Raw genomic sequence first — 18,187 nt, forward strand, 5'->3', positions numbered from 1 at the left:
CCGAAGCAATCGGCTAGATATAGCCCAAGGCAGGCGTCGCGCGCGACGAAAATACCGGGGAGAAAGGCCGCAATGCCAAGCTGACGCTTGCGGCAAGGAATTCTCCCCCTATAGCAGCGCCTTGAGATGACCGACGCTTCGTCCCTGCCGCTTTATCCTCACCGCCATCTTCTGGGCATCCGCGATCTTTCCCCCGGTGACATCGAGCTTCTGCTCGACCGGGCCGATCGCGCCGTCGCCATTTCGCGGCAGTCCGAAAAGAAGACCTCGACGCTGCGCGGCCGCACCCAGATCAACCTCTTCTACGAAGCCTCGACGCGCACGCAGTCGTCGTTCGAACTGGCCGGGAAACGGCTCGGCGCCGACGTCATGAACATGTCGGTGGCGAGCTCTTCGGTGAAGAAGGGCGAGACGCTGATCGACACGGCGATGACGCTGAACGCCATGCGGCCCGACATCCTGATCATCCGCCACCAATCGGCGGGCGCCGCCGCCCTTTTGGCGCAGAAGGTTGGCTGCTCGGTGGTCAATGCCGGCGACGGCGCGCATGAACACCCGACGCAGGCGCTGCTCGACGCGCTGACCATCCGCCGTGCCAAGGGGCCGCTGTCGAAACTGATCGTAGCGATCTGCGGCGACATCCTGCATTCGCGCGTCGCGCGTTCCAACATCATGCTGTTGAACGCGCTTGGCGCGCAGGTGCGGGTCGTGGCGCCGTCGACGCTGCTGCCGTCCGGCATCGAGAAAATGGGCGTCATCGTCTCGCGCTCGATGGCCGAGGGCCTCAAGGGCGCCGACGTGGTGATGATGCTGCGCCTGCAGCGTGAGCGGATGGAAGGCGCCTTCGTGCCTTCGGTGCGCGAATATTTCCGCTATTTCGGCCTCGATGCCGAAAAACTGAAGGCCGCCAAGGACGGCGCGCTGGTCATGCATCCCGGGCCGATGAACCGCGGCGTCGAGATTGCGTCCGAAATCGCCGACGGGCCGCAAAGCGTCATCCAGGAACAGGTCGAGATGGGTGTCGCCGTGCGTATGGCGGTGATGGAAGCGCTGCTCGACCCGCGCCGCAACGAGGGCCGGAGCGCATGAGCACGACGGTCTTTGAGCGCGCCCGCATCGTCGACCCGTCACGCGGCTTCGACGAGGTCGGCACCGTGATCGTCGAGGGGAAAAAGATCGTTGCCGCCGGCAAGGCTGCCCTGAACCAGGGCCTGCCGGCGGGAGCCACCGTGGTCGACTGCGCCGGCAAGGCAATCATTCCCGGCCTGATCGACGCGCGCGTCTTCATCGGCGAACCGGGCGGCGAACATCGCGAGACCATCGCTTCGGCCAGCGTTGCGGCGGCGGCCGGCGGCGTTACCTCCGTCGTTATGATGCCCGACACGGACCCGGTGATCGACAATGTCGCGCTGGTCGAATTCGTGCTGCGCACCGCCCGGGACACGGCAAGCGTCAACATCTTTCCGGCGGCGGCGATCACCAAAGGCCTCGCCGGTCGCGAGATGACCGAATTCGGCCTGTTGCGCGAGGCCGGTGCGGTCGCCTTCACCGATGGGCGGCACACAATATCCAGCGCACTGGTGATGCGCCGGGCGCTGACCTATGCCCGCGATTTCGGCGGCGTCATCGCACATGAGACACAGGATGGCGACCTCGCTTCGGCAGGCGTGATGAATGAAGGCCTGTATGCCAGCTGGCTCGGCCTTGCCGGCATTCCGCGCGAGGCCGAGTCCATCCCGCTGGAGCGCGACCTGGCGCTGGCACGGCTGACGCGCGGCGCCTACCACGCGGCCAAGATCTCGACGGCGATGGCAGCGCAAGCGGTGACGCGGGCGAAAGCCGACCAGGCCAATGTCACGGCGGGCGTGGCGATCCACAATCTGTCGCTGAACGAAAACGATGTCGGGGAATACCGCACGTTCTTCCGGCTGACGCCGCCTTTGCGCGCCGAGGAAGACCGGCTGGCCATGATCGAGGCGGTCAAGGACGGCACGATCGACATCATCGTCTCCTCGCACGACCCGCAGGATGTCGACACCAAGCGCCTTCCCTTCGCCGATGCAGCTGCCGGCGCGATCGGGTTGGAGACGCTGCTTGGAGCAGCGCTTCGGCTCTACCACAATGGCGACGTGCCGCTACTTCGGCTGGTCGAAACACTGTCCACCGCACCAGCAAGGCTGTTCGGCCTGCCGGGCGGCACGCTGAAGCCGGGAGCGCCGGCCGATCTTGCGCTGATCGACCTTGAAGAACCCTGGATCGTGAGTGAAAGCGGCATCCGCTCGCGCTCGAAAAACACCTGCTTCGAAGGTGCGCGGCTGCAAGGCATGGTCTTGCAAACGCTGGTGGCGGGCCGCACAGTGTTTTCGAGCTAGAGCGATCGCGCCACGTCGCAGACCGATATGTTGCTGGGGAAATGCGGGGGCAAACAATGAGTTATAACGTTATCCTGGCATTGCTGTTCGGCTATCTCCTCGGCTCGATTCCCTTCGGCCTCTTGATCACCCGCGCGGCCGGCCTCGGCGATGTGCGCAAAATCGGCTCCGGCAATATCGGCGCCACCAACGTTCTGCGCACCGGCAACAAGGGCCTCGCCGCCGCGACGCTGGTGCTCGACGCGTTGAAGGGTACGGCGGCGGTGATGATCGCGCGCCATTTTGGACACGACTACGGACTGTGGGCCGGCCTTGGACTCTGGGCGGGCCTTGGCGCCTTCCTTGGCCATCTGTTTCCGGTCTGGCTCGGTTTCAAGGGCGGCAAGGGCGTGGCGACCTATCTCGGCGTGCTGATCGCGCTCGGCTGGCATGTGGCGCTGATTTTTATCGTCGTCTGGCTGGCGATGGCTTTTCTGTTTCGCTATTCCTCGCTGGCAGCGCTGACGGCGGCGGTCATCGTGCCGATCGCGCTTTATTTCTGGAGCACACCTGAGACCGCCGGGCTGTTCCTGGTGATGAGCCTGATCGTCATCTTCAAACATCGCGCCAACATTTCGCGCCTTCTTGCCGGCACCGAAGGCAAGATCGGAGCCAAGGGTTGAGCAAGCCCGCCGCCGGGCCGCGCCTCAGCGACCGGCAGCGGCTGAGCTGGCTGCGGCTGATCCGCACACAAAATGTCGGCCCGGCCTCGTTTCGCGAATTGATCAACCGCTTTGGTTCGGCGGAGGCGGCGTTGGAGATGCTGCCCGAGCTGATGATTTCGGGCGGAGCCAAAAGGATCATGCGCATTCCTTCCGTGGAGGAAGCCGAAGCGGAACTCGACGCAGCCAGTGAAAACGGCGCCCGCTTCGTCGGCATCGGCGAGGCCGACTACCCGCCGATGCTGAAAAACATGGACAATCCGCCGCCACTGATTGCCGTGAAGGGCGAGGCAGCCGTCTTTCGCCTGCCGGCGGTGGCCATCGTCGGCGCCCGCAACGCGTCGCTCGCCGGCATCAAGATGGCGCGCATGCTGTCAGCGGATCTTGGCCGCGACGGCTACGTCATCGTTTCCGGCCTGGCGCGCGGCATCGACACGGCAGCACACCAGGGCAGTCTCTCGACTGGTACAGTGGGTGTGCTGGCCGGTGGGCTCGATGTCCCCTACCCGCCCGAAAATATCGGCTTGTGCGACGACATTGCCGAGCGTGGCGGCGCCGTTATTTCGGAAATGCCGTTCGGCTGGCAGCCGCGGGCGCAGGATTTTCCGCGCCGCAACCGGCTTGTCGCGGGCGCCGCCCTCGGACTGGTGGTGATCGAAGCTGCGCAACGCTCCGGCTCGCTGATCAGCGCGCGCCTGGCCGGCGAGATGGGCCGGCTGGTCTTTGCCGTACCGGGTTCGCCACTCGATCCGCGCTGCGCCGGCTCCAACGGCCTGCTCAAGGACGGCGCCACCCTGGTCACCGAGGCGGCCGACGTTTCCGGCGCGATTGCACCCTTGGCCGGCACGCGAACGCGAAGCATTGCGCCACCAGAAAAGGCACCCGATTTTTCGGCAACTCCCCCGCCCGGTGAGGACGAACGCAGCGGCGTGCTCGAGGTGCTGGGCCCAACGCCGGTGGGCGTGGACGAGATCATCCGCCACACCGGCCTCAACGCCGCGCAAGTCTCCATGGTGCTGCTGGAACTCGACCTTGCCGGCCGCATCGAGCGCCATGCCGGCGGCAATGTCTCACTGGTTTCGTGACGTTCCAGCCGATCCCGCCGCACGTCGGCCGCAACTCACGCGTCGAGGGTCACGCCGGCGGCGCCAACCTCGGTATAGTCGCCAACGCCGGTACAGATGCCACCGTAGGGTATTTTCCAGGCGGCTCCCGGAAAAGCACTCCGCCATTCCAGGGCTCTCCGTTGCACTGACGATCACGCTCGCAATGGCATACTCGACAGCTGACGAAAACCGGGCTCGACAGTCTGCGCATCAGTCAGCGGAACAGATACCGCGATACCTCCGGATTGCCTCGGCGCCACATCACATTGTCCAGAAAATAATGATGCACATTGATGAAGATCAGCACGATGAAGAAGAACAGCGATGACCCCAGCACTTGCCTGTCATAGGGAATCAAGGCCGTCAGCGCGGATGGGATCAGCCAGAAGCCGAGATAGCCAAGGGCCGTGCCGCCGACGATAAAGCCGACGAGCCGAAACCTGTAGAGGGGGCCGAGAAAGGACAGGATTTTCGGCTGCGGATCGCTTTCGGCATCGGAACTGTCGCGCTCGACGTTCGTCTGGTAGCGCCAGACCACGGCGAGATACTGCAGCGAGTGGAGCGCGGGCACGATCAGCAGCCAAAGCGGGTTTACGCGCGCAATCAAGATCCAGAGATAGAGCGACGCCACATAGGCCACCAAACCGTTATAGGGCAGGCCGCCGCCGTTCTTCCGCCAACGATTGACCAGCATCAAGAGCGTGGCCGTCGTCGACGCAACGGCCGCCAGCATGGCGATGTCGGTGACCCAGGAAGGGGCCGCGAATGTGTAATAGTCCAGGCCATAATATTTGCCCTGGGTGACCGCCGTATTCGTCTGCAGCCATGCCAGGATCCACACCGCATAGGAGTTGACCAGCAGCACCTTCTTGTCGCGGTCGTCGAAGAATTTGCGCTTCAGCACCGCATCCACCATCAGCATGCCGTAGCCCTGCTTGACGTAGTGCCAACCGACAAAAAAAAACATGGCGTTGGTGGCATAGCCGAGCAGGCGCGTGTTCGCCGCCGCGGCGCCATAGGCAAAGAACCCGGCCATGACCAGGGGCACGACAATGCCCGCGAAGATGTAGCGGAGCTGCAGGCTCCCGTCGTAGCCGTCGCCCGTCACCTTGCGCCCGAAATTGCGGTAGAAGAGCTGGTAGGAGTGGGCGAAGTGGGGATAGTTCACGAGATAGGCCACGAAGACCATCGTTGCGGCCACCGGACCTTCATATTCGAGCGGAACGAGAAACAGCACCGGCAGGATGAGAAAGGCGCTGCCGCCCAGCATGAGGAAATCGGCGACCGGGCCGAAGAGGTACTTTTGAGGCGCCGCCGCCTTAGGAGCGACAGCATCCGCCGAAAGCTGAAGTGTCATGTCAGAACCCTCCCCTGGGAAAGGCTGAGTTTAGCCATCGACTGGGATGGGGACAAGGTTGGAGCTGCCGCTCCGCGCCCGAACACTGGGCCATCCTGCCGTTTCGCCAATGGTCTCGATCCGCCATGGGCTTCGAACCGTGAACCGCTCGATAAGGCCCTCCGCTGTTAAAAAAGCGCACCACCCCAATTTACGACTAACATGTTAGTGTGCTAGCACGGCATACACACCTACTTCGGAGACCTTCCGGTGACATCATGCTTTGGCCTTTCGGCCGCTCTCGCCACGCCTTTCGATGCCCGCGGGCAGATCGCCACCGATCCCATGATCGCTCAGGCCAAAAGTTGCCTGGCGCAGGGTTGCGGCAGCGTGACGCTTTTCGGCACCACAGGGGAAGGCGCGTCGGTGGGCACGACGGAGCGGCGGTCGGTGACCGAAGCCATGCTGGCTGCTGGAATCTTGCCGCATCAACTCGTTGCCGGCGTGCTGGTCGACGCCGCCGAAGACGCCGCCGAACAGGCACAGCATGCCTTGCAGCGAGGCGCCCGAAACATTCTGCTGGCCCCGCCGAGCTACTTCAAGAATGTCGGCGAGGAGGGCCTTTTCGGCTGGTTCTCCGCCGTCTTTGCCGCGCTTGGCCCCCTCGCCCGTGACGTGCTGCTCTACAACATCCCTTCGGTTACCATGGTGCAGCTTTCGCTTGGCCTGATCGGCCGATTGCGCACTGCTTTTCCCGACGTGGTCGCCGGGGTGAAGGATTCCGGTGGAAACTGGAGCTACAGCGAGGCGCTGCTTGCCGCCTATGGCGATCTGGTGATCCTGATCGGCGATGAAAGGCATCTGGCGCGTGCGGTGCGACTGGGTGCTCAAGGTGCAATCTCGGGCATGGCCAATTTCGTCCCGGGCGAAATCCGCGCCATGGCCGAGGACGGGCGCGACGATCCTCGCGTCGAAAGTTTTGTGCTCGAATTGCTGAAATATCCGGTCACCCCCGCGGTAAAGGTCATGGTGGCGCGCAAGACCGGCGACGAGCGCTGGCTGGCGGTCCGTCCGCCGCTGGAGCCGATTGCGTTGCAAGGGCAGCAGCAGCTTGCCGCAGCCTATGACAGCCTGTTTGCCAGGGAACCGGCCTGACCGGCAAAGGGAAGCGCGCCGAAATGGAAGACGGCAACGAACCGACCACCCTCAGGGAGAAGGCCTATGCCAGCTTCACGCGGCATTTGCTGGCGCGCGACTTCAAGCCGGGCCAGTTCGTGTCGCAACGTGAGCTGGTTGCCTTCACCGGACTGCCGCTCGGCGCCATTCGCGAGATCGTGCCGCGTCTCGAGGCGGAAGGACTGCTGACGACCATCCCGCAGCGCGGCATGCAGATCGCCCATATAGACATCAGCCTGATCCGCGAGGCCTTTCAGTTCCGCCTGTTCATGGAGCGTGAAGCGGTGGCGCTGTTTACGGTAAGCGCCTCCGATGCCGAGCTTGCCCGCTTGCGGCGCGAGCATGAGGACATGCTTGCCCAGGCGCTGGCGCAAACCCCGACGCCGGAGATGGAGGCCAAGGCGCAGACCATCGACTGGGCCATGCACGACACGTTCATCGATGCGCTGGGCAACGAGATCATCGCCAAGGCCTATCTGGTGAATTCGGTGAAGATCCGCCTGATCCACCAGGAGCGGTTCCGTATCGACGGGCGCGTCGTGCCGGTCATGCGCGAGCACCTGGCGGTGATTGATGCGATGCAGAGCCGCGATCCTGGGAAGGCGGTCGAGGCCATCAGCCAGCATATCGAAAAGGCGCGCCGGCTGGCGCTGCAAATCTGAGGAAGCATGAGCCGCGCCGCGGTCGCTGCGGCGCAATCGACAACGACAACAACCGGGAGGAAGAAAATGTCGTCCAATCTGTTCAACCCAACCAGGAGGCAACTCCTCCAGGGAACCGCCGCCCTTGCCGCCGCCGGCTTTGCCGGTGTTCGCCCAAGCTTTGCCGCCGGCGTCGACTGGAAGCGCTTTGCGGGAACGACGCTTGACGTCAATCTGGTGAAAAGCCCGCGCAGCGACACGCTGATAAAATACATCGCCGAGTTCGAGGAACTGACCGGGATCAAGGTCAATGCCGAAGCGACGCCGGAACAGCAGCAGCGCCAGAAGACGGTGATCGAACTGAGCTCCGGCAAACCGAGCTTCGACGTCGTGCATCTGAGCTACCACGTGCAGAAGCGCCAGTTCGAAAAGGGCGACTGGCTGGCCGACATATCAGGCTATCTCGCCGACCCGACCCTGACCGATCCTGCGCTGGTGGAAACCGATTTCGCCGATGCCGGCATGCTGTTTGCCAAGGACGGCCAGGGCGTGCTGCGCTCGCTGCCGTTCTCGGTGGATTACTGGATCGTCTACTGGAACAAGGAATTGTTCGAGGCCAAGGGCCTCAAATACCCCGAGACGTTCGAGCAGCTGGTGGCCGCCGCCGAAACGCTGACCGATCCGTCGACCAACACCTACGGCTTTGTCGCCCGCGGCCTGAAAAACGCCAACACGCCGGTGTGGACGTCGCTGATGCTCGGCTACGACATGACGCCGCTCGATGACAAGGGCAAGCTGCGCACGACCTCGCCCGAGGCGGTCGAGGCCGCCAGCCTCTACCAGCGGCTGATGACCAAGTCGGCGCCTCCAGGCGTCACCGGATTCAACTGGGCCGAAGCCCAGTCCGCCTTCCTGCAAGGCAAGATCGGCATGTGGTTCGATGGCGTCGGCTTTGCCCCGCCGATGGAAAACCCGGAAAAGTCACGAGTGGTCGGCAAGGTCGGCTACGGCGTCATGCCCAAGGGGCCCAAGGCGCATGCCGCCGGCACCTTTGGCGACGGCCTCGGCGTGACGGCCGCCAGCGAGAAGAAGGAGGCCGCCTACCTCTTCTGCCAGTGGGCGATTTCGCCCGCCATGGGCGCGCGCCTGCTGCAGGCGGGTGCCGGCGTGCCGTTCCGCAAGTCGGTGCTGGAAGATCCCAAGGTGCGCGAAGGCGTCACCATGCCGGCGAGCTGGCTCGATGCCGTGGTCGGCTCGGGCAATGTCAGCCGGCTGTCGCTGCCGGTCATCATTCCGGTCACCGAGTTCCGCGACATCTATGGCGTGGCGCTGACCAATCTGATCGCCGGCGCCGATCCGGCAGAGGAACTGAAGAAGGCCACCGAGCAGTTCCAGCCGGTGCTCGACCGGAGCGAGCAAGGCTGATGTCCGCCATCACCCCAGAACGCACCGGGGTGACGACGCAAGCCATCGAAGGGGGCCAGACCATCCGTCTGGCTCCCAACTACTGGCCTTTCGTCGTCCCGGCGCTCGTCGTCGTCGGCGCCGTGATCGTCTTTCCCTGGGCCTTCACACTGTGGATGAGCGTCAACCGCTGGACCCTCGGCCAGGCGCGAAGCTTTGCCGGGATGGAAAACTATCTGCGGCTGGCAGTCGACCAACGCTTCTGGGAATCGCTTTTCCATACGCTGACCTACACGGCGCTTTCGGTCGCGGCGCCGATGTTCCTTGGCACTGTCGCGGCGCTGATCTTCGACGCCAAATTTCCGCTGCGCGGCCTGTTGCGCGGCGTCTTCGTCATGCCGATGATGGCAACGCCAGTCGCCGTGGCGCTGGTCTGGACGATGATGTTCCATCCCCAGCTCGGCGTGCTCAACTATCTGTTGTCGCTGGTCGGCATCCCGGCGCAGGAATGGATCTTTAATGCCAGGACGGTCATCCCGTCCCTGGTTGCGGTCGAGACCTGGCAGTGGACGCCGCTGGTGATGCTGATCGTGCTGGGCGGCTTGGCCTCCGTGCCGCGCGAGCCCTTCGAGAGCGCCGAGATCGATGGCGCCAACGCCTGGCAGCAATTCCGCTATCTCACCTTGCCGATGATCGCGCCGTTCCTGATGATCGCGATGATCATCCGCACTATCGATGCGCTGAAAAGTTTTGACATCATCTATGCCATGACCCAGGGCGGACCGGGCACGGCCTCGGAAACCATCAACATCTATCTCTACAACACCGCCTTCTCCTACTACGACATCGGCTATGGCTCGGCCATGGCCGTGGTGTTCTTCATCGTCATCGTCGCGCTGTCCTTCATCCTGCTGATGCTGCGCCAGGGCTCCCAATGGATCGGGGTGGAGGGCAAATAGATGAGTTCACGGCTGCTCAACCGGATCGGGCTGTTTTTCGCGGCTCTGGTCTTCGTCTCGCCGGCGATCCTGTTCTTCCTCTGGATGATCTCGCTGTCGCTGAAGTTCGAGATCGACAACGGTGCCTACCCGCCGATCCTGATCCCGGAACATCTCGCCTGGTCGAACTATGTGAAGGTATTCGAGGAGAACAATTTCCTGCTCTATTTCTGGAATTCGGTTCTGGTGACGGGCACGGCAACGTTGCTGGCGCTGCTGATCGGCGTGCCGGCGGGCTATGGCATCGCGCGGCTCAAGGCCGAACGCTCGGCGGTGGTCATCATGATCGCCCGCATGACGCCGGGGCTTTCCTATCTCATTCCGCTGTTCCTGCTGTTCCAGTGGGTCGGCATTCTCGGCACGCTGTGGCCGCAGATCATCATCCATCTGGTGGTGACGGTGCCGATCGTGGTCTGGGTGATGATCGGCTATTTCGAGACCACGCCGATGGAGCTGGAAGAAGCGGCCAACATCGATGGCGCCAGTTCCTGGCAGGTGTTCCGGCTGGTCGCCTTGCCCATCGCCAAGCCGGGCATTGTCGTCGCCTTCATCCTGTCGATCATCTTCTCATGGAACAATTTCGTCTTCGGCATTGTGCTCGCCAGCCGCGAGACTCGCACGCTGCCGGTCGCCGTCTACAACATGCTTTCCTACGAGCAGGTGAGCTGGGGTCCGCTCGCCGCCGCAGCACTTGTGGTGACGCTGCCGGTGCTGGTGCTGACCCTGTTCGCGCAAAGGCAGATCGTCGCAGGGCTGACCGCAGGCGCCGTCAAGGGCGGCTGAGGCACGGCCCGACATCACTCATTCCGGGAGAAATCCAATGGCATCGGTAACAATCAACAACGTCCAGAAGGCTTTCGGAGCCGCCAAGATCATCCACGATGTCAGCGTCGACATCTCCGATGGCGAATTCGTCATCCTGGTCGGGCCGTCGGGCTGCGGAAAGTCGACGCTGCTGCGCATGATTGCCGGACTGGAAACGATCTCGGGCGGCAGGATCGCCATTGGCGATCGCGTCGTCAACAATCTCAGGGCGCGCGACCGAAACATCGCCATGGTGTTCCAGAACTACGCGCTCTATCCGCATATGACGGTGGCCGACAATATGGGCTTTGCCCTGAAGATCAAGAAAGCCGATCCGGCCGACACCGCCGGCCGCGTCGGCAGGGCCGCCAGCATTCTCGGCCTGGACAAGCTGCTCGACCGCTATCCGCGTCAGCTTTCCGGCGGCCAGCGCCAGCGCGTCGCCATGGGCCGCGCCATCGTGCGCGACCCGCAGGTGTTCCTGTTCGACGAGCCGCTGTCCAATCTCGACGCCAAATTGCGCGTGCAGATGCGCGGCGAGATCAAGGCGCTGCACCAGCGGCTGGGAACCACAACCATCTACGTCACGCACGACCAGATCGAGGCCATGACCATGGCCGACAAGATCGTCGTGCTGCATGACGGCCTTGTCGAGCAGATCGGCGCGCCGCTCGATCTCTACGATCGCCCGGCCAACCTCTTCGTTGCCGGCTTCATCGGCTCGCCGGCGATGAATTTCATTCGCGGCCATGTCGAGGAAGGTGTTTTCCGCAGCGCCGGTGGACTGATCTTGCCGCTGCCGGAAGGCATCGACCTGGCAAACATACCCGGCGGCGACCTCATCTACGGCATCCGCCCCGAACACATCCGAGCGACGACCGCCAAAGGAATCCCCGGCACGATCGTGCTTCTGGAAGCAACGGGTTCGGAAATCTTTGCCAGGGTCGACTGCGCCGGAGAAGAAATCTCCTGCCTTTTCCGCGAGCGGCTGGCACTGAAACAGGGCGAGCAGATGCGCATCGAGATCGACCGCGCCTGCGCTCATCTGTTCGACGTCAAGACCGGGCGGCGATTGTAGGGGGCGATGGGGGCTGCTGACAGGGCAACTTCCGCACGAAATATTTCTGGTGAGCGCGTCGGGGTTCGAACCCGAGACCTACTGATTAAAAGTTCATTTCCGGCCATTTTGCCAAGCCATTGCTTTCGTTCGTTTTTGTACCGTGTCCGCACATAAGCTGTTGATTCCTAAGGGACACTCTTTGACAAATCAGGACAGTGTGAGACATTGAACGCACATGAAGCGCCGTCGATATGACGGACACAGTGCGGACACCAGATGCAACTCTCGGACGCCATCATCAAAGCCCTGCCGGCTCCGGCAAGCGGGAACAAGATCACCTATGACGACGACGTGAAGGGCTTCGGCATCCGCGTCACCAAGGCTGGCGCCCGGGCGTTCATCCTGAACTATCGCACTCGCTCCGGCCTGGAGCGTCGGTACACGATCGGCTCTTTCCCTGACTGGAAAAGCGGTCCTGCCCGCGAGGAAGCAAAGAACCTTAAGAAGCAGATCGACGTGGGCGCCGACCCCATGGGCCAGGTCGCTGCCGCCCGCGACGCAAAGACCGTTGGCGATCTCTGCGACCGCTTCGAAAAGGAACACCTCACCAAGAAGCGGGACTCGACCGCCCGCGACTACAAGGCGCTGATCAAGAACCACATCTTGCCGGCGCTGAAAAACAAGAAGGTGGCCGAGGTCGAGTTCACCGACATCGACGGCCTGCACCGCAAGATCTCGAAGACCGCGCCCTATCTGGCAAACAGGACCGTGGCCGTTCTCTCGAAGATGTTCGGGCTCGCCATCAAGTGGCGGTGGCGCACCGACAATCCCGCCAAGGGGATCGAGCGCAACGACGAGCAGAAGCGGCATCGCTATCTGTCCCCGGCCGAGTTGGGCAAGCTCACCGAGGCGCTGACCGCTCTAGAGGACCAGCAAGCAGCGAACATATTCCGGCTTCTGCTGCTCACTGGCGCGAGGCGTGGCGAGGTTCAAGCCGCGAAGTGGGATCAGTTCGATCTCACCGCTGGCGTCTGGACAAAGCCGGGATCGACCACGAAGCAGAAGACCATGCATCGCGTCCCCCTCTCGGCTCCGGCCCGGCTACTGCTAAATCAGCTTCGCGAGAAGGCAAAGGATGATGCCGTCTATGTGTTCCCCGGCCGTGGCGCCGAACATCGCGTCGAGATCAAGACCGAGTGGCGGGGACTATGTCTTGCCGCCGGCATCGTCACGGCCGAAACCGTAGGCGAAAAGATCGTGGTGACGCCATCGGCCCGCATTCACGACCTGCGCCACACCTATGCCTCCGTGCTGGCCAGTGCTGGCCTGTCCCTGCCAATCATCGGCGCCTTGCTCGGACACTCACAGCCGGCCACCACGGCGCGCTACAGCCATTTGATGGATGATCCCCTGCGGGCAGCGACCGAACGAGCTGGCGCCATTGTCATGGCGAAGGGGCAAGGCGCCGAGGTTGTGAACTTGAAGGGCGGTGCATGATGGCTCCTATCACATGGAAAACCCCTCAGGAAGTCCGCAATCGTGTCCTTGATATTGCTGTTTCGAGGACCGATCCGAACATCAGCGTCAAAGAGGTGATTGAAGAAGCCGAGCGCAATCTTGCCTTCGAGACCCACATCTTTGCGCTCCACGGCGCCAAAGACGCTGATCGCCAGCAATTCGAAGAGATAGTCCAGCCGCTTCGACGTTTGATCAGCGAGTCCAATGCGGCAGTCGATCGGCTGATGATGGAGATGATGGGTTCCGGGAGCTGGATCGGTTTCGGCCGGCGCCATCTGGATGCCCCAGAAGAGGTGATACCGAATAGGTACTGGCCCTTCCTAGCCCTGAATATTAAGGAGGCCAGGGCGTCCGGTGAAGGGATCGAGTTTCGTGGCGTTCGGTTTCTGACCTATGGCGAGATACCGCGCGACCAGCCGGTTAGAGATCGCATTACGGCCGCAAACAAGCTGCCCAGCGAAGCGCAGCCGGCCGCACCAGCAAGTCCGCCGGCCAAAAGTCAAGCACAACGTGGGCGAAGAAAAGTGGCCGACTGGGAGGATTACTTCGAAGCGCTGAAAACCAAGATCGCAGCCGTTGGCTATCCCGACGAGCTCAACGTCAAAGGATGGGATAAGCAAGCAGACGTCGAACGGTGGGTAACTGACTTGCTAGAGCGCGAAGGCTGCTCGGCAGGCGTCTCTACGGTTCGGGGATATGTGGCCGAATTCTTGGCCAGGATTAGGCCAGAAATTCAAAACTGACCTTTTCTGACCTTTTCCGGCCGACCTGCCGCCCGTCAAAACATAGGTTCCCGCTGTCAACTCATCGAAAGGAGTGTCAGCGAATGAGCCTACTTGATGACTATCTGGACCGCCCTGCCCTGGCTGCACAACTACATGTCAGCGAGCGCACCCTGATCCGGTGGCAACGTTTGCCGGACGGGCTTCCCTATGTCGAACTCGGTGGCCGCATCCTCTACCGCGTCCCTTCCGTGAAGGCGTGGATTGAGACGCTGGAGCGCAAGCCGAACCCTCGCCGGAGGGCCGCATAAATGATCGGCCTTCAAACCGACGACCATGCCGCCTGCGATTCCTCGAAAGTCGAGATCGGATTGCGCTTCATCCAGGATACGCCGCGCCACGCTCGCGGCCCGGCTATCCCCGCCTTGAGAGGTCTCGGGCTGACCGCCCGCGAAGCCTGTGAGGCTGTCCGCCAACACCATCTGGCATTGGCGAGGGCTACCTAAAATGGATCAGCAAAAAGAAAAACCGGCGGCGTGTGCAACCACGCTCACCGGCTTCGAAGTCTCAAGCTTGGCAGCATCTGAGAGTTCGGACAATAGCACTCGCCGCAGGCAATCGCCAGACCCGAAATGGCGCGCGCAACGCAACTGGAACCTTGCCAACCCGGACGCGCGTCGCGCTCATTGCGCCGTCGCACAGGCGCGCAAAAAGGGAAAGCTGATCGTTTGGCCGTGTGAGGTTTGCGGCGACCCGAGGGTGGACTGTCACCATCCGGAGCCGGCGGCGGACGCGATGCTGATAATCTGTCTCTGCCGCAAGCATCATCGCCGGCTCCATGCGCTCTTGCGCAGGCAAGGAGGCGCCAATGGCTAAGAATGATGGTCGCCTCTTCTGTCCTGATCCGCCGCGCGCCATGGCGGATCAGCGCCTCACGTCCTTGGATCTCCGGGTTATGATGGCAATCTCGATCCATGACCGCATGAGCACCAACGGCATAGGCTGCACCGCGGGCCATGGCCGATTGGCAGGCCTTGTCGGATGCCATCTCAAGAGCCTTTCCAGGTCTATCAGAACCCTGGCTGAGTGCGGCTATATCGGTGGCCGCGCTAACCCACTCAACCCGAAATCGCGATGCTACTTCGTCATCTACAGCGAGATGGACGAGGCCATCCTGAAGACCGTCAAGGGTAACCAGCATGTTACCACAGGTAACCAGCCTGTTACCTCAACGGCGCGCATGGGTAACCGTCCCGTTCCTCAAAATGACCCGATAGGTAACCAACTTTCAGAAAACGCTGAACAACTTCAAGGAGATGGGCTGTATAATATATTAGGCGAAGCCTTAATAGATCCCGTTGAAACGGTAATAATAGATCCCGTTGAAACGGCGTCATCGAACGTCACGCCATTCGACAAAAGGGGCAAGGAGAGGGTGAACTCCTCCAGCGTCGGCGCCGTGCTCGCGATGGTCGAGCGCGGGATGAAGAGCGGCGACAGTTCAAGACTGCGGTACTGGTTCAACTGGCTCGACGGGCTTGTCGGTGAGCATGCCACCATGGACAACGACGACAAGAACTACGGCAGAGCCCGCAGGCTATACGAAGAGCTCGGGGGGCAGCTCGATGCCGCATAGCGCTCAGAAAGTTTCAGGCCAAGAACTTTCCACAGAAAGCGGCGCCCTATGAGCGGCGCCATCGACTCCGCTGCACGGCTTCGCAGGATATCGGCAGCTTTGCGCGAAGGGCGCCCGATCGATCCTGTTGACGCGATGCCGCTCGGCGAGGCGATCGACGCATTCTTTGCTGGTCACGCGCCTACGCTCGACGCAGCGCTCGGCCTGAAGGCCGCTGGCCCTGGCCAGGCCGATGCACGACGCGCCTGGCTCATCGGCGAGCGCGACAAAGCTCTGCGGGAACTTGCCGGGCATGTTGCGGCCGATCGCGACGGCGCCGGCGCTGAAGGCGTTTGGGATATGTTCGAACACCTCGAAGCCTATGCCGCTGGCGAATGGCCAGAGCATCGAACGGCGGCTGTCTGCCCGCACCCGGAAGGCGGCAAGGCGCTAGCCTGGACCATCCTTCGCGGCAATGGCGGCAAAGCTCCGACACGGCGATGGCTCGCCGACTTCTTCAGCACCTAACGCGGAAATCATATTTGCGCGTCGAGGCACTTTTCAGGGTCTGGTAAAATGCGTGCAAATCAACGGAGAAACCTATGGACGCCGCCACTCCCGCCGATCTGATCGTCTTCCTCAACAGCGCCAATCCGGGTGGAAAGTTGCCTGCACCGGCAAAGGCAAAGTTCGTCGGACTGGTCGAGGCCCGCGACGATGCACGCGCATTGCTGATGGGGATTTCGGACAAGCAGCGGAAGCTGTTCGACAAGCGCGACGAAGCCGAGACGGAGTTCCAGCGCCTGGAACGCGCCCTGGATCGCGGTGAACTGCAACGCGAGGAGGATCTGCCCAACGGCGTTGTCCGGCGAGGCCCAGACGATCCCCGCTTGGCAGAAGCCAAGGCAAAGTTGGACATCGCCCTAGAAGAACTCGAACGGGTGCGCGGCCAGTACGAGGCGCGCGCCACCGTCTGGCGCTCCCATGCTGCCCTCGTTGACAGGCTTGAGCGCTACCTCAAGGACATTCCTGGCCGGATCGAAGTGGCCGAGCCGGTGAAGCCGTCGACCGCAAAGGGTGACAAGCTGCTTGCCGAGATCAAGGTGAGTCGGTCGACCATCTCGAAACTGAAGGCCGACCGCCGCGACGTTGAGACCGCTCCGCTGCCCTCCAGCGATGCTAAGGCATTTGCCAAGGCCTGGGTGGCCGCACAGGCAGCTACAGCCAAGCCGCGCCTCTATGGCATCCTTGACGGTGGCCGCAACGAGATCGAATTCCCCAACAAGATGATCACCGTCGAGACCACGGTTGTCATGCCCGACGCGCACGGCATAGCGCGCGGTCACGCTAGCGCAGTTGATCCGGTGGCCCTCCAATGCTGGCTCAACCCAGACGCGATGATTGCCGCCCTTAACAGGGACATCGGCGCTATAGCCGCCGACGACCGTGCACTCGATAAGGCCACCCGCGCCTACAAGATCAACGAGATCGATGGGCAGTTGCTCGCCAAGGAGCGCACAGAGGAAGCCCTTGTCGATGCAGCCCTGGCCGAACACCTGCCAGTCGAACGCCGAGCCGATGTGGATCCCCGCGCGTTGCTTTGTCTGGCCGACGATCTGCCGGAACTGCGGGACTGAGTTCACGAGCATGGTGTTAATCCTTCACCATCACCAAGAGACCGGACGGCTTCGGCTGCCCGGCCTCACCCATTGCCCTGCGTCGGTTCCTGTCAGTCCTGACAGCGTGGGCATAGAGCCGGCGGACTTCAGAGCGGTTGGCCGCCGGCTCACGGCATCATCACGAATGGCGCGGTCGCGGACTTCCATCCCGGCGTGCGTCGCGGACGGACGGTCGGAAAGGGTTTCCCCGACTTGTCCGTCCGCACCGGCTTTGCAACCAAGCGGCACCGCTACGCAACCTAGGGTAGGTTCTCCCCAGCGCTGCACGTATGAGGGGCCGGCGGTAGCCCAAACTGTCCCTAGCCACAGCCTTCCAAAACATGGGCATGGTCACCATGCAAATTGGCTGACCCCTTATGGCGCAAGGTCTGGAACCCTCCTCCCGCGCAATTCTGACCTGTTGAAAATGATCTGATGTCAGCAGCTCTCCTCACAATGTCCGCATATGCCGCCACCATCGGCGTCAACCCGTCAACCATCAGCCGGGCTGTGGTGCGCGGTTCATTGCCTGTGGTCGTTCTGGCTGATGGCCGGCGTATGATCGACCGGCAGGCTGCCGACGCGGCGCGGCGCCAGAATTCCAACATAAAGAACGGCCATGGCGGCCGACCAGATCGGGCTGAGCGTCGGCGCTCAACTTGGACGGCAAAATCCACCGATGGATACGACCCGGCCGTGAAAGCGTGCCTGTCGGTCATGACAGCCGAATGGCCGTCTTTGATCCGAGAGGCGATGGAAATCCTGGGAGCCTCAGAACTCGACCAGGCTCGGGCCGTGATAGCGGTGGAGGATCTTACCGCGACGCTGGCCTGCGCGGTGCATCAAGATATCAACCGCTCACGCACTCATGATTTTCGTTTGCCGTTGCCGGCTCGGCCTGTCCTGAACTGGTCCGACGACGTGAAAGAATTCGTCGACCAAACCGGCAATGACGGGTCAGGCGGGCAATGGACCTCGGACGACATCGAAGGCCTGCCCGGCGGCGCCGATTGGGCGGAACGCTCAATGTCGGCGTGCTGGGGAGCCAAGCCTTAAAACCAACCCGCAGCGTCGTG

The 18,187-nt window shown here is 62.5% G+C and carries 20 protein-coding genes; 19 read left to right on the top strand and 1 reads right to left on the bottom strand.

The window, feature by feature from the left end:
• Window positions 1-126: 126 nt before the first annotated feature.
• The 4 genes from NKL04_RS09170 to dprA are packed head-to-tail and all read left to right on the top strand — an operon-like array spanning window position 127 to window position 4,158.
• A complete protein-coding gene (locus NKL04_RS09170; RefSeq protein WP_023688599.1) occupies window positions 127-1,089 on the top strand; it encodes an aspartate carbamoyltransferase catalytic subunit in 963 nt (320 codons plus the stop codon).
• Window positions 1,086-2,372, top strand: coding sequence for a dihydroorotase (locus NKL04_RS09175; RefSeq protein WP_023700750.1), 1,287 nt, complete (start codon window positions 1,086-1,088; stop codon window positions 2,370-2,372). Before NKL04_RS09170 ends, NKL04_RS09175 begins: the two co-directional genes overlap by 4 nt.
• 56 nt (window positions 2,373-2,428) lie before the next feature.
• Window positions 2,429-3,034 carry a glycerol-3-phosphate 1-O-acyltransferase PlsY gene (gene plsY, locus NKL04_RS09180; protein WP_023696534.1) on the top strand — a complete coding sequence of 202 codons (606 nt, stop codon included), beginning with the start codon at window positions 2,429-2,431 and terminating at the stop codon, window positions 3,032-3,034.
• Complete coding sequence (gene dprA, locus NKL04_RS09185) at window positions 3,031-4,158, top strand: DNA-processing protein DprA (protein ID WP_023700751.1); 1,128 nt, start codon at window positions 3,031-3,033, stop codon at window positions 4,156-4,158. The genes plsY and dprA overlap by 4 nt, the downstream gene beginning before the upstream one ends.
• A gap of 235 nt (window positions 4,159-4,393) precedes the next feature.
• Here the strand turns inward: dprA and NKL04_RS09190 are convergent, their stop codons facing one another.
• Window positions 4,394-5,536: a hypothetical protein gene (locus NKL04_RS09190; protein ID WP_023700752.1), complete on the bottom strand. Its 1,143-nt coding sequence runs from the start codon at window positions 5,534-5,536 to the stop codon at window positions 4,394-4,396.
• 249 nt (window positions 5,537-5,785) lie between these two features.
• Here NKL04_RS09190 and NKL04_RS09195 point away from each other — a divergent pair, with 249 nt between their 5' ends.
• The 15 genes from NKL04_RS09195 to NKL04_RS09265 all read left to right on the top strand — a co-directional run bounded on the left by NKL04_RS09195 (window position 5,786) and on the right by NKL04_RS09265 (window position 18,167).
• Window positions 5,786-6,670: a dihydrodipicolinate synthase family protein gene (locus NKL04_RS09195; protein WP_023700753.1), complete on the top strand. Its 885-nt coding sequence runs from the start codon at window positions 5,786-5,788 to the stop codon at window positions 6,668-6,670.
• 23 nt (window positions 6,671-6,693) lie between these two features.
• Window positions 6,694-7,353 carry a GntR family transcriptional regulator gene (locus tag NKL04_RS09200; RefSeq protein ID WP_023688610.1) on the top strand — a complete coding sequence of 220 codons (660 nt, stop codon included), beginning with the start codon at window positions 6,694-6,696 and terminating at the stop codon, window positions 7,351-7,353.
• Window positions 7,354-7,419: 66 nt separating this feature from the next.
• Window positions 7,420-8,757, top strand: a complete 1,338-nt coding sequence (locus NKL04_RS09205) for an ABC transporter substrate-binding protein (RefSeq protein ID WP_023806080.1) — start codon at window positions 7,420-7,422, stop codon at window positions 8,755-8,757.
• Complete coding sequence (locus NKL04_RS09210) at window positions 8,757-9,695, top strand: carbohydrate ABC transporter permease (protein ID WP_023700755.1); 939 nt, start codon at window positions 8,757-8,759, stop codon at window positions 9,693-9,695. Before NKL04_RS09205 ends, NKL04_RS09210 begins: the two co-directional genes overlap by 1 nt.
• Window positions 9,696-10,517 carry a carbohydrate ABC transporter permease gene (locus NKL04_RS09215; RefSeq protein ID WP_023700756.1) on the top strand — a complete coding sequence of 274 codons (822 nt, stop codon included), beginning with the start codon at window positions 9,696-9,698 and terminating at the stop codon, window positions 10,515-10,517.
• A gap of 37 nt (window positions 10,518-10,554) precedes the next feature.
• On the top strand, window positions 10,555-11,616 hold the full coding sequence (locus NKL04_RS09220) for an ABC transporter ATP-binding protein (RefSeq protein ID WP_023700757.1): 1,062 nt from the start codon (window positions 10,555-10,557) through the stop codon (window positions 11,614-11,616).
• Window positions 11,617-11,874: 258 nt separating this feature from the next.
• Window positions 11,875-13,095 carry a tyrosine-type recombinase/integrase gene (locus NKL04_RS09225; RefSeq protein ID WP_023700758.1) on the top strand — a complete coding sequence of 407 codons (1,221 nt, stop codon included), beginning with the start codon at window positions 11,875-11,877 and terminating at the stop codon, window positions 13,093-13,095.
• A complete protein-coding gene (locus NKL04_RS09230) occupies window positions 13,092-13,859 on the top strand; it encodes a hypothetical protein (protein WP_023700759.1) in 768 nt (255 codons plus the stop codon). Before NKL04_RS09225 ends, NKL04_RS09230 begins: the two co-directional genes overlap by 4 nt.
• Before the next feature lie 83 nt (window positions 13,860-13,942).
• On the top strand, window positions 13,943-14,149 hold the full coding sequence (locus NKL04_RS09235) for a DNA-binding protein (RefSeq protein WP_156951445.1): 207 nt from the start codon (window positions 13,943-13,945) through the stop codon (window positions 14,147-14,149).
• Entirely contained in the window at window positions 14,150-14,344 is a 195-nt protein-coding gene (locus NKL04_RS09240; protein ID WP_156951446.1) for a hypothetical protein, read from the top strand.
• 1 nt (window position 14,345) lies between these two features.
• Window positions 14,346-14,714: a hypothetical protein gene (locus tag NKL04_RS09245; RefSeq protein ID WP_156951447.1), complete on the top strand. Its 369-nt coding sequence runs from the start codon at window positions 14,346-14,348 to the stop codon at window positions 14,712-14,714.
• Complete coding sequence (locus NKL04_RS09250; protein WP_156951448.1) at window positions 14,707-15,474, top strand: helix-turn-helix domain-containing protein; 768 nt, start codon at window positions 14,707-14,709, stop codon at window positions 15,472-15,474. The genes NKL04_RS09245 and NKL04_RS09250 overlap by 8 nt, the downstream gene beginning before the upstream one ends.
• 99 nt (window positions 15,475-15,573) lie before the next feature.
• A complete protein-coding gene (locus NKL04_RS09255; RefSeq protein WP_156951449.1) occupies window positions 15,574-15,981 on the top strand; it encodes a hypothetical protein in 408 nt (135 codons plus the stop codon).
• Window positions 15,982-16,055: 74 nt separating this feature from the next.
• Complete coding sequence (locus NKL04_RS09260; protein WP_023700763.1) at window positions 16,056-17,090, top strand: hypothetical protein; 1,035 nt, start codon at window positions 16,056-16,058, stop codon at window positions 17,088-17,090.
• Between the two features lie 477 nt (window positions 17,091-17,567).
• Window positions 17,568-18,167: a hypothetical protein gene (locus tag NKL04_RS09265; RefSeq protein WP_023700764.1), complete on the top strand. Its 600-nt coding sequence runs from the start codon at window positions 17,568-17,570 to the stop codon at window positions 18,165-18,167.
• The last annotated feature ends 20 nt before the right edge of the window (window positions 18,168-18,187 follow it).

Origin of the sequence: Mesorhizobium sp. C264A, from assembly GCF_040324515.1 — a bacterium.
Taxonomy (GTDB): Bacteria; Pseudomonadota; Alphaproteobacteria; order Rhizobiales; family Rhizobiaceae; genus Mesorhizobium.

What these genes read in the sequence shown, in the direction of transcription:
- NKL04_RS09200 (WP_023688610.1), top strand. Translation starts at nt 6,694, where the DNA reads ATGGAAGACGGCAACGAACCGACCACCCTCAGGGAGAAGGCCTATGCC.
- NKL04_RS09210 (WP_023700755.1), top strand. Translation starts at nt 8,757, where the DNA reads ATGTCCGCCATCACCCCAGAACGCACCGGGGTGACGACGCAAGCCATC.
- NKL04_RS09265 (WP_023700764.1), top strand. Translation starts at nt 17,568, where the DNA reads ATGTCCGCATATGCCGCCACCATCGGCGTCAACCCGTCAACCATCAGC.
- NKL04_RS09230 (WP_023700759.1), top strand. Translation starts at nt 13,092, where the DNA reads ATGATGGCTCCTATCACATGGAAAACCCCTCAGGAAGTCCGCAATCGT.
- NKL04_RS09205 (WP_023806080.1), top strand. Translation starts at nt 7,420, where the DNA reads ATGTCGTCCAATCTGTTCAACCCAACCAGGAGGCAACTCCTCCAGGGA.
- NKL04_RS09220 (WP_023700757.1), top strand. Translation starts at nt 10,555, where the DNA reads ATGGCATCGGTAACAATCAACAACGTCCAGAAGGCTTTCGGAGCCGCC.
- NKL04_RS09190 (WP_023700752.1), bottom strand. Translation starts at nt 5,536, where the DNA reads ATGACACTTCAGCTTTCGGCGGATGCTGTCGCTCCTAAGGCGGCGGCG.
- plsY (WP_023696534.1), top strand. Translation starts at nt 2,429, where the DNA reads ATGAGTTATAACGTTATCCTGGCATTGCTGTTCGGCTATCTCCTCGGC.
- NKL04_RS09215 (WP_023700756.1), top strand. Translation starts at nt 9,696, where the DNA reads ATGAGTTCACGGCTGCTCAACCGGATCGGGCTGTTTTTCGCGGCTCTG.
- NKL04_RS09260 (WP_023700763.1), top strand. Translation starts at nt 16,056, where the DNA reads ATGGACGCCGCCACTCCCGCCGATCTGATCGTCTTCCTCAACAGCGCC.
- NKL04_RS09175 (WP_023700750.1), top strand. Translation starts at nt 1,086, where the DNA reads ATGAGCACGACGGTCTTTGAGCGCGCCCGCATCGTCGACCCGTCACGC.
- NKL04_RS09250 (WP_156951448.1), top strand. Translation starts at nt 14,707, where the DNA reads ATGGCTAAGAATGATGGTCGCCTCTTCTGTCCTGATCCGCCGCGCGCC.
- NKL04_RS09225 (WP_023700758.1), top strand. Translation starts at nt 11,875, where the DNA reads ATGCAACTCTCGGACGCCATCATCAAAGCCCTGCCGGCTCCGGCAAGC.
- NKL04_RS09240 (WP_156951446.1), top strand. Translation starts at nt 14,150, where the DNA reads ATGATCGGCCTTCAAACCGACGACCATGCCGCCTGCGATTCCTCGAAA.
- NKL04_RS09170 (WP_023688599.1), top strand. Translation starts at nt 127, where the DNA reads ATGACCGACGCTTCGTCCCTGCCGCTTTATCCTCACCGCCATCTTCTG.
- NKL04_RS09235 (WP_156951445.1), top strand. Translation starts at nt 13,943, where the DNA reads ATGAGCCTACTTGATGACTATCTGGACCGCCCTGCCCTGGCTGCACAA.
- NKL04_RS09245 (WP_156951447.1), top strand. Translation starts at nt 14,346, where the DNA reads ATGGATCAGCAAAAAGAAAAACCGGCGGCGTGTGCAACCACGCTCACC.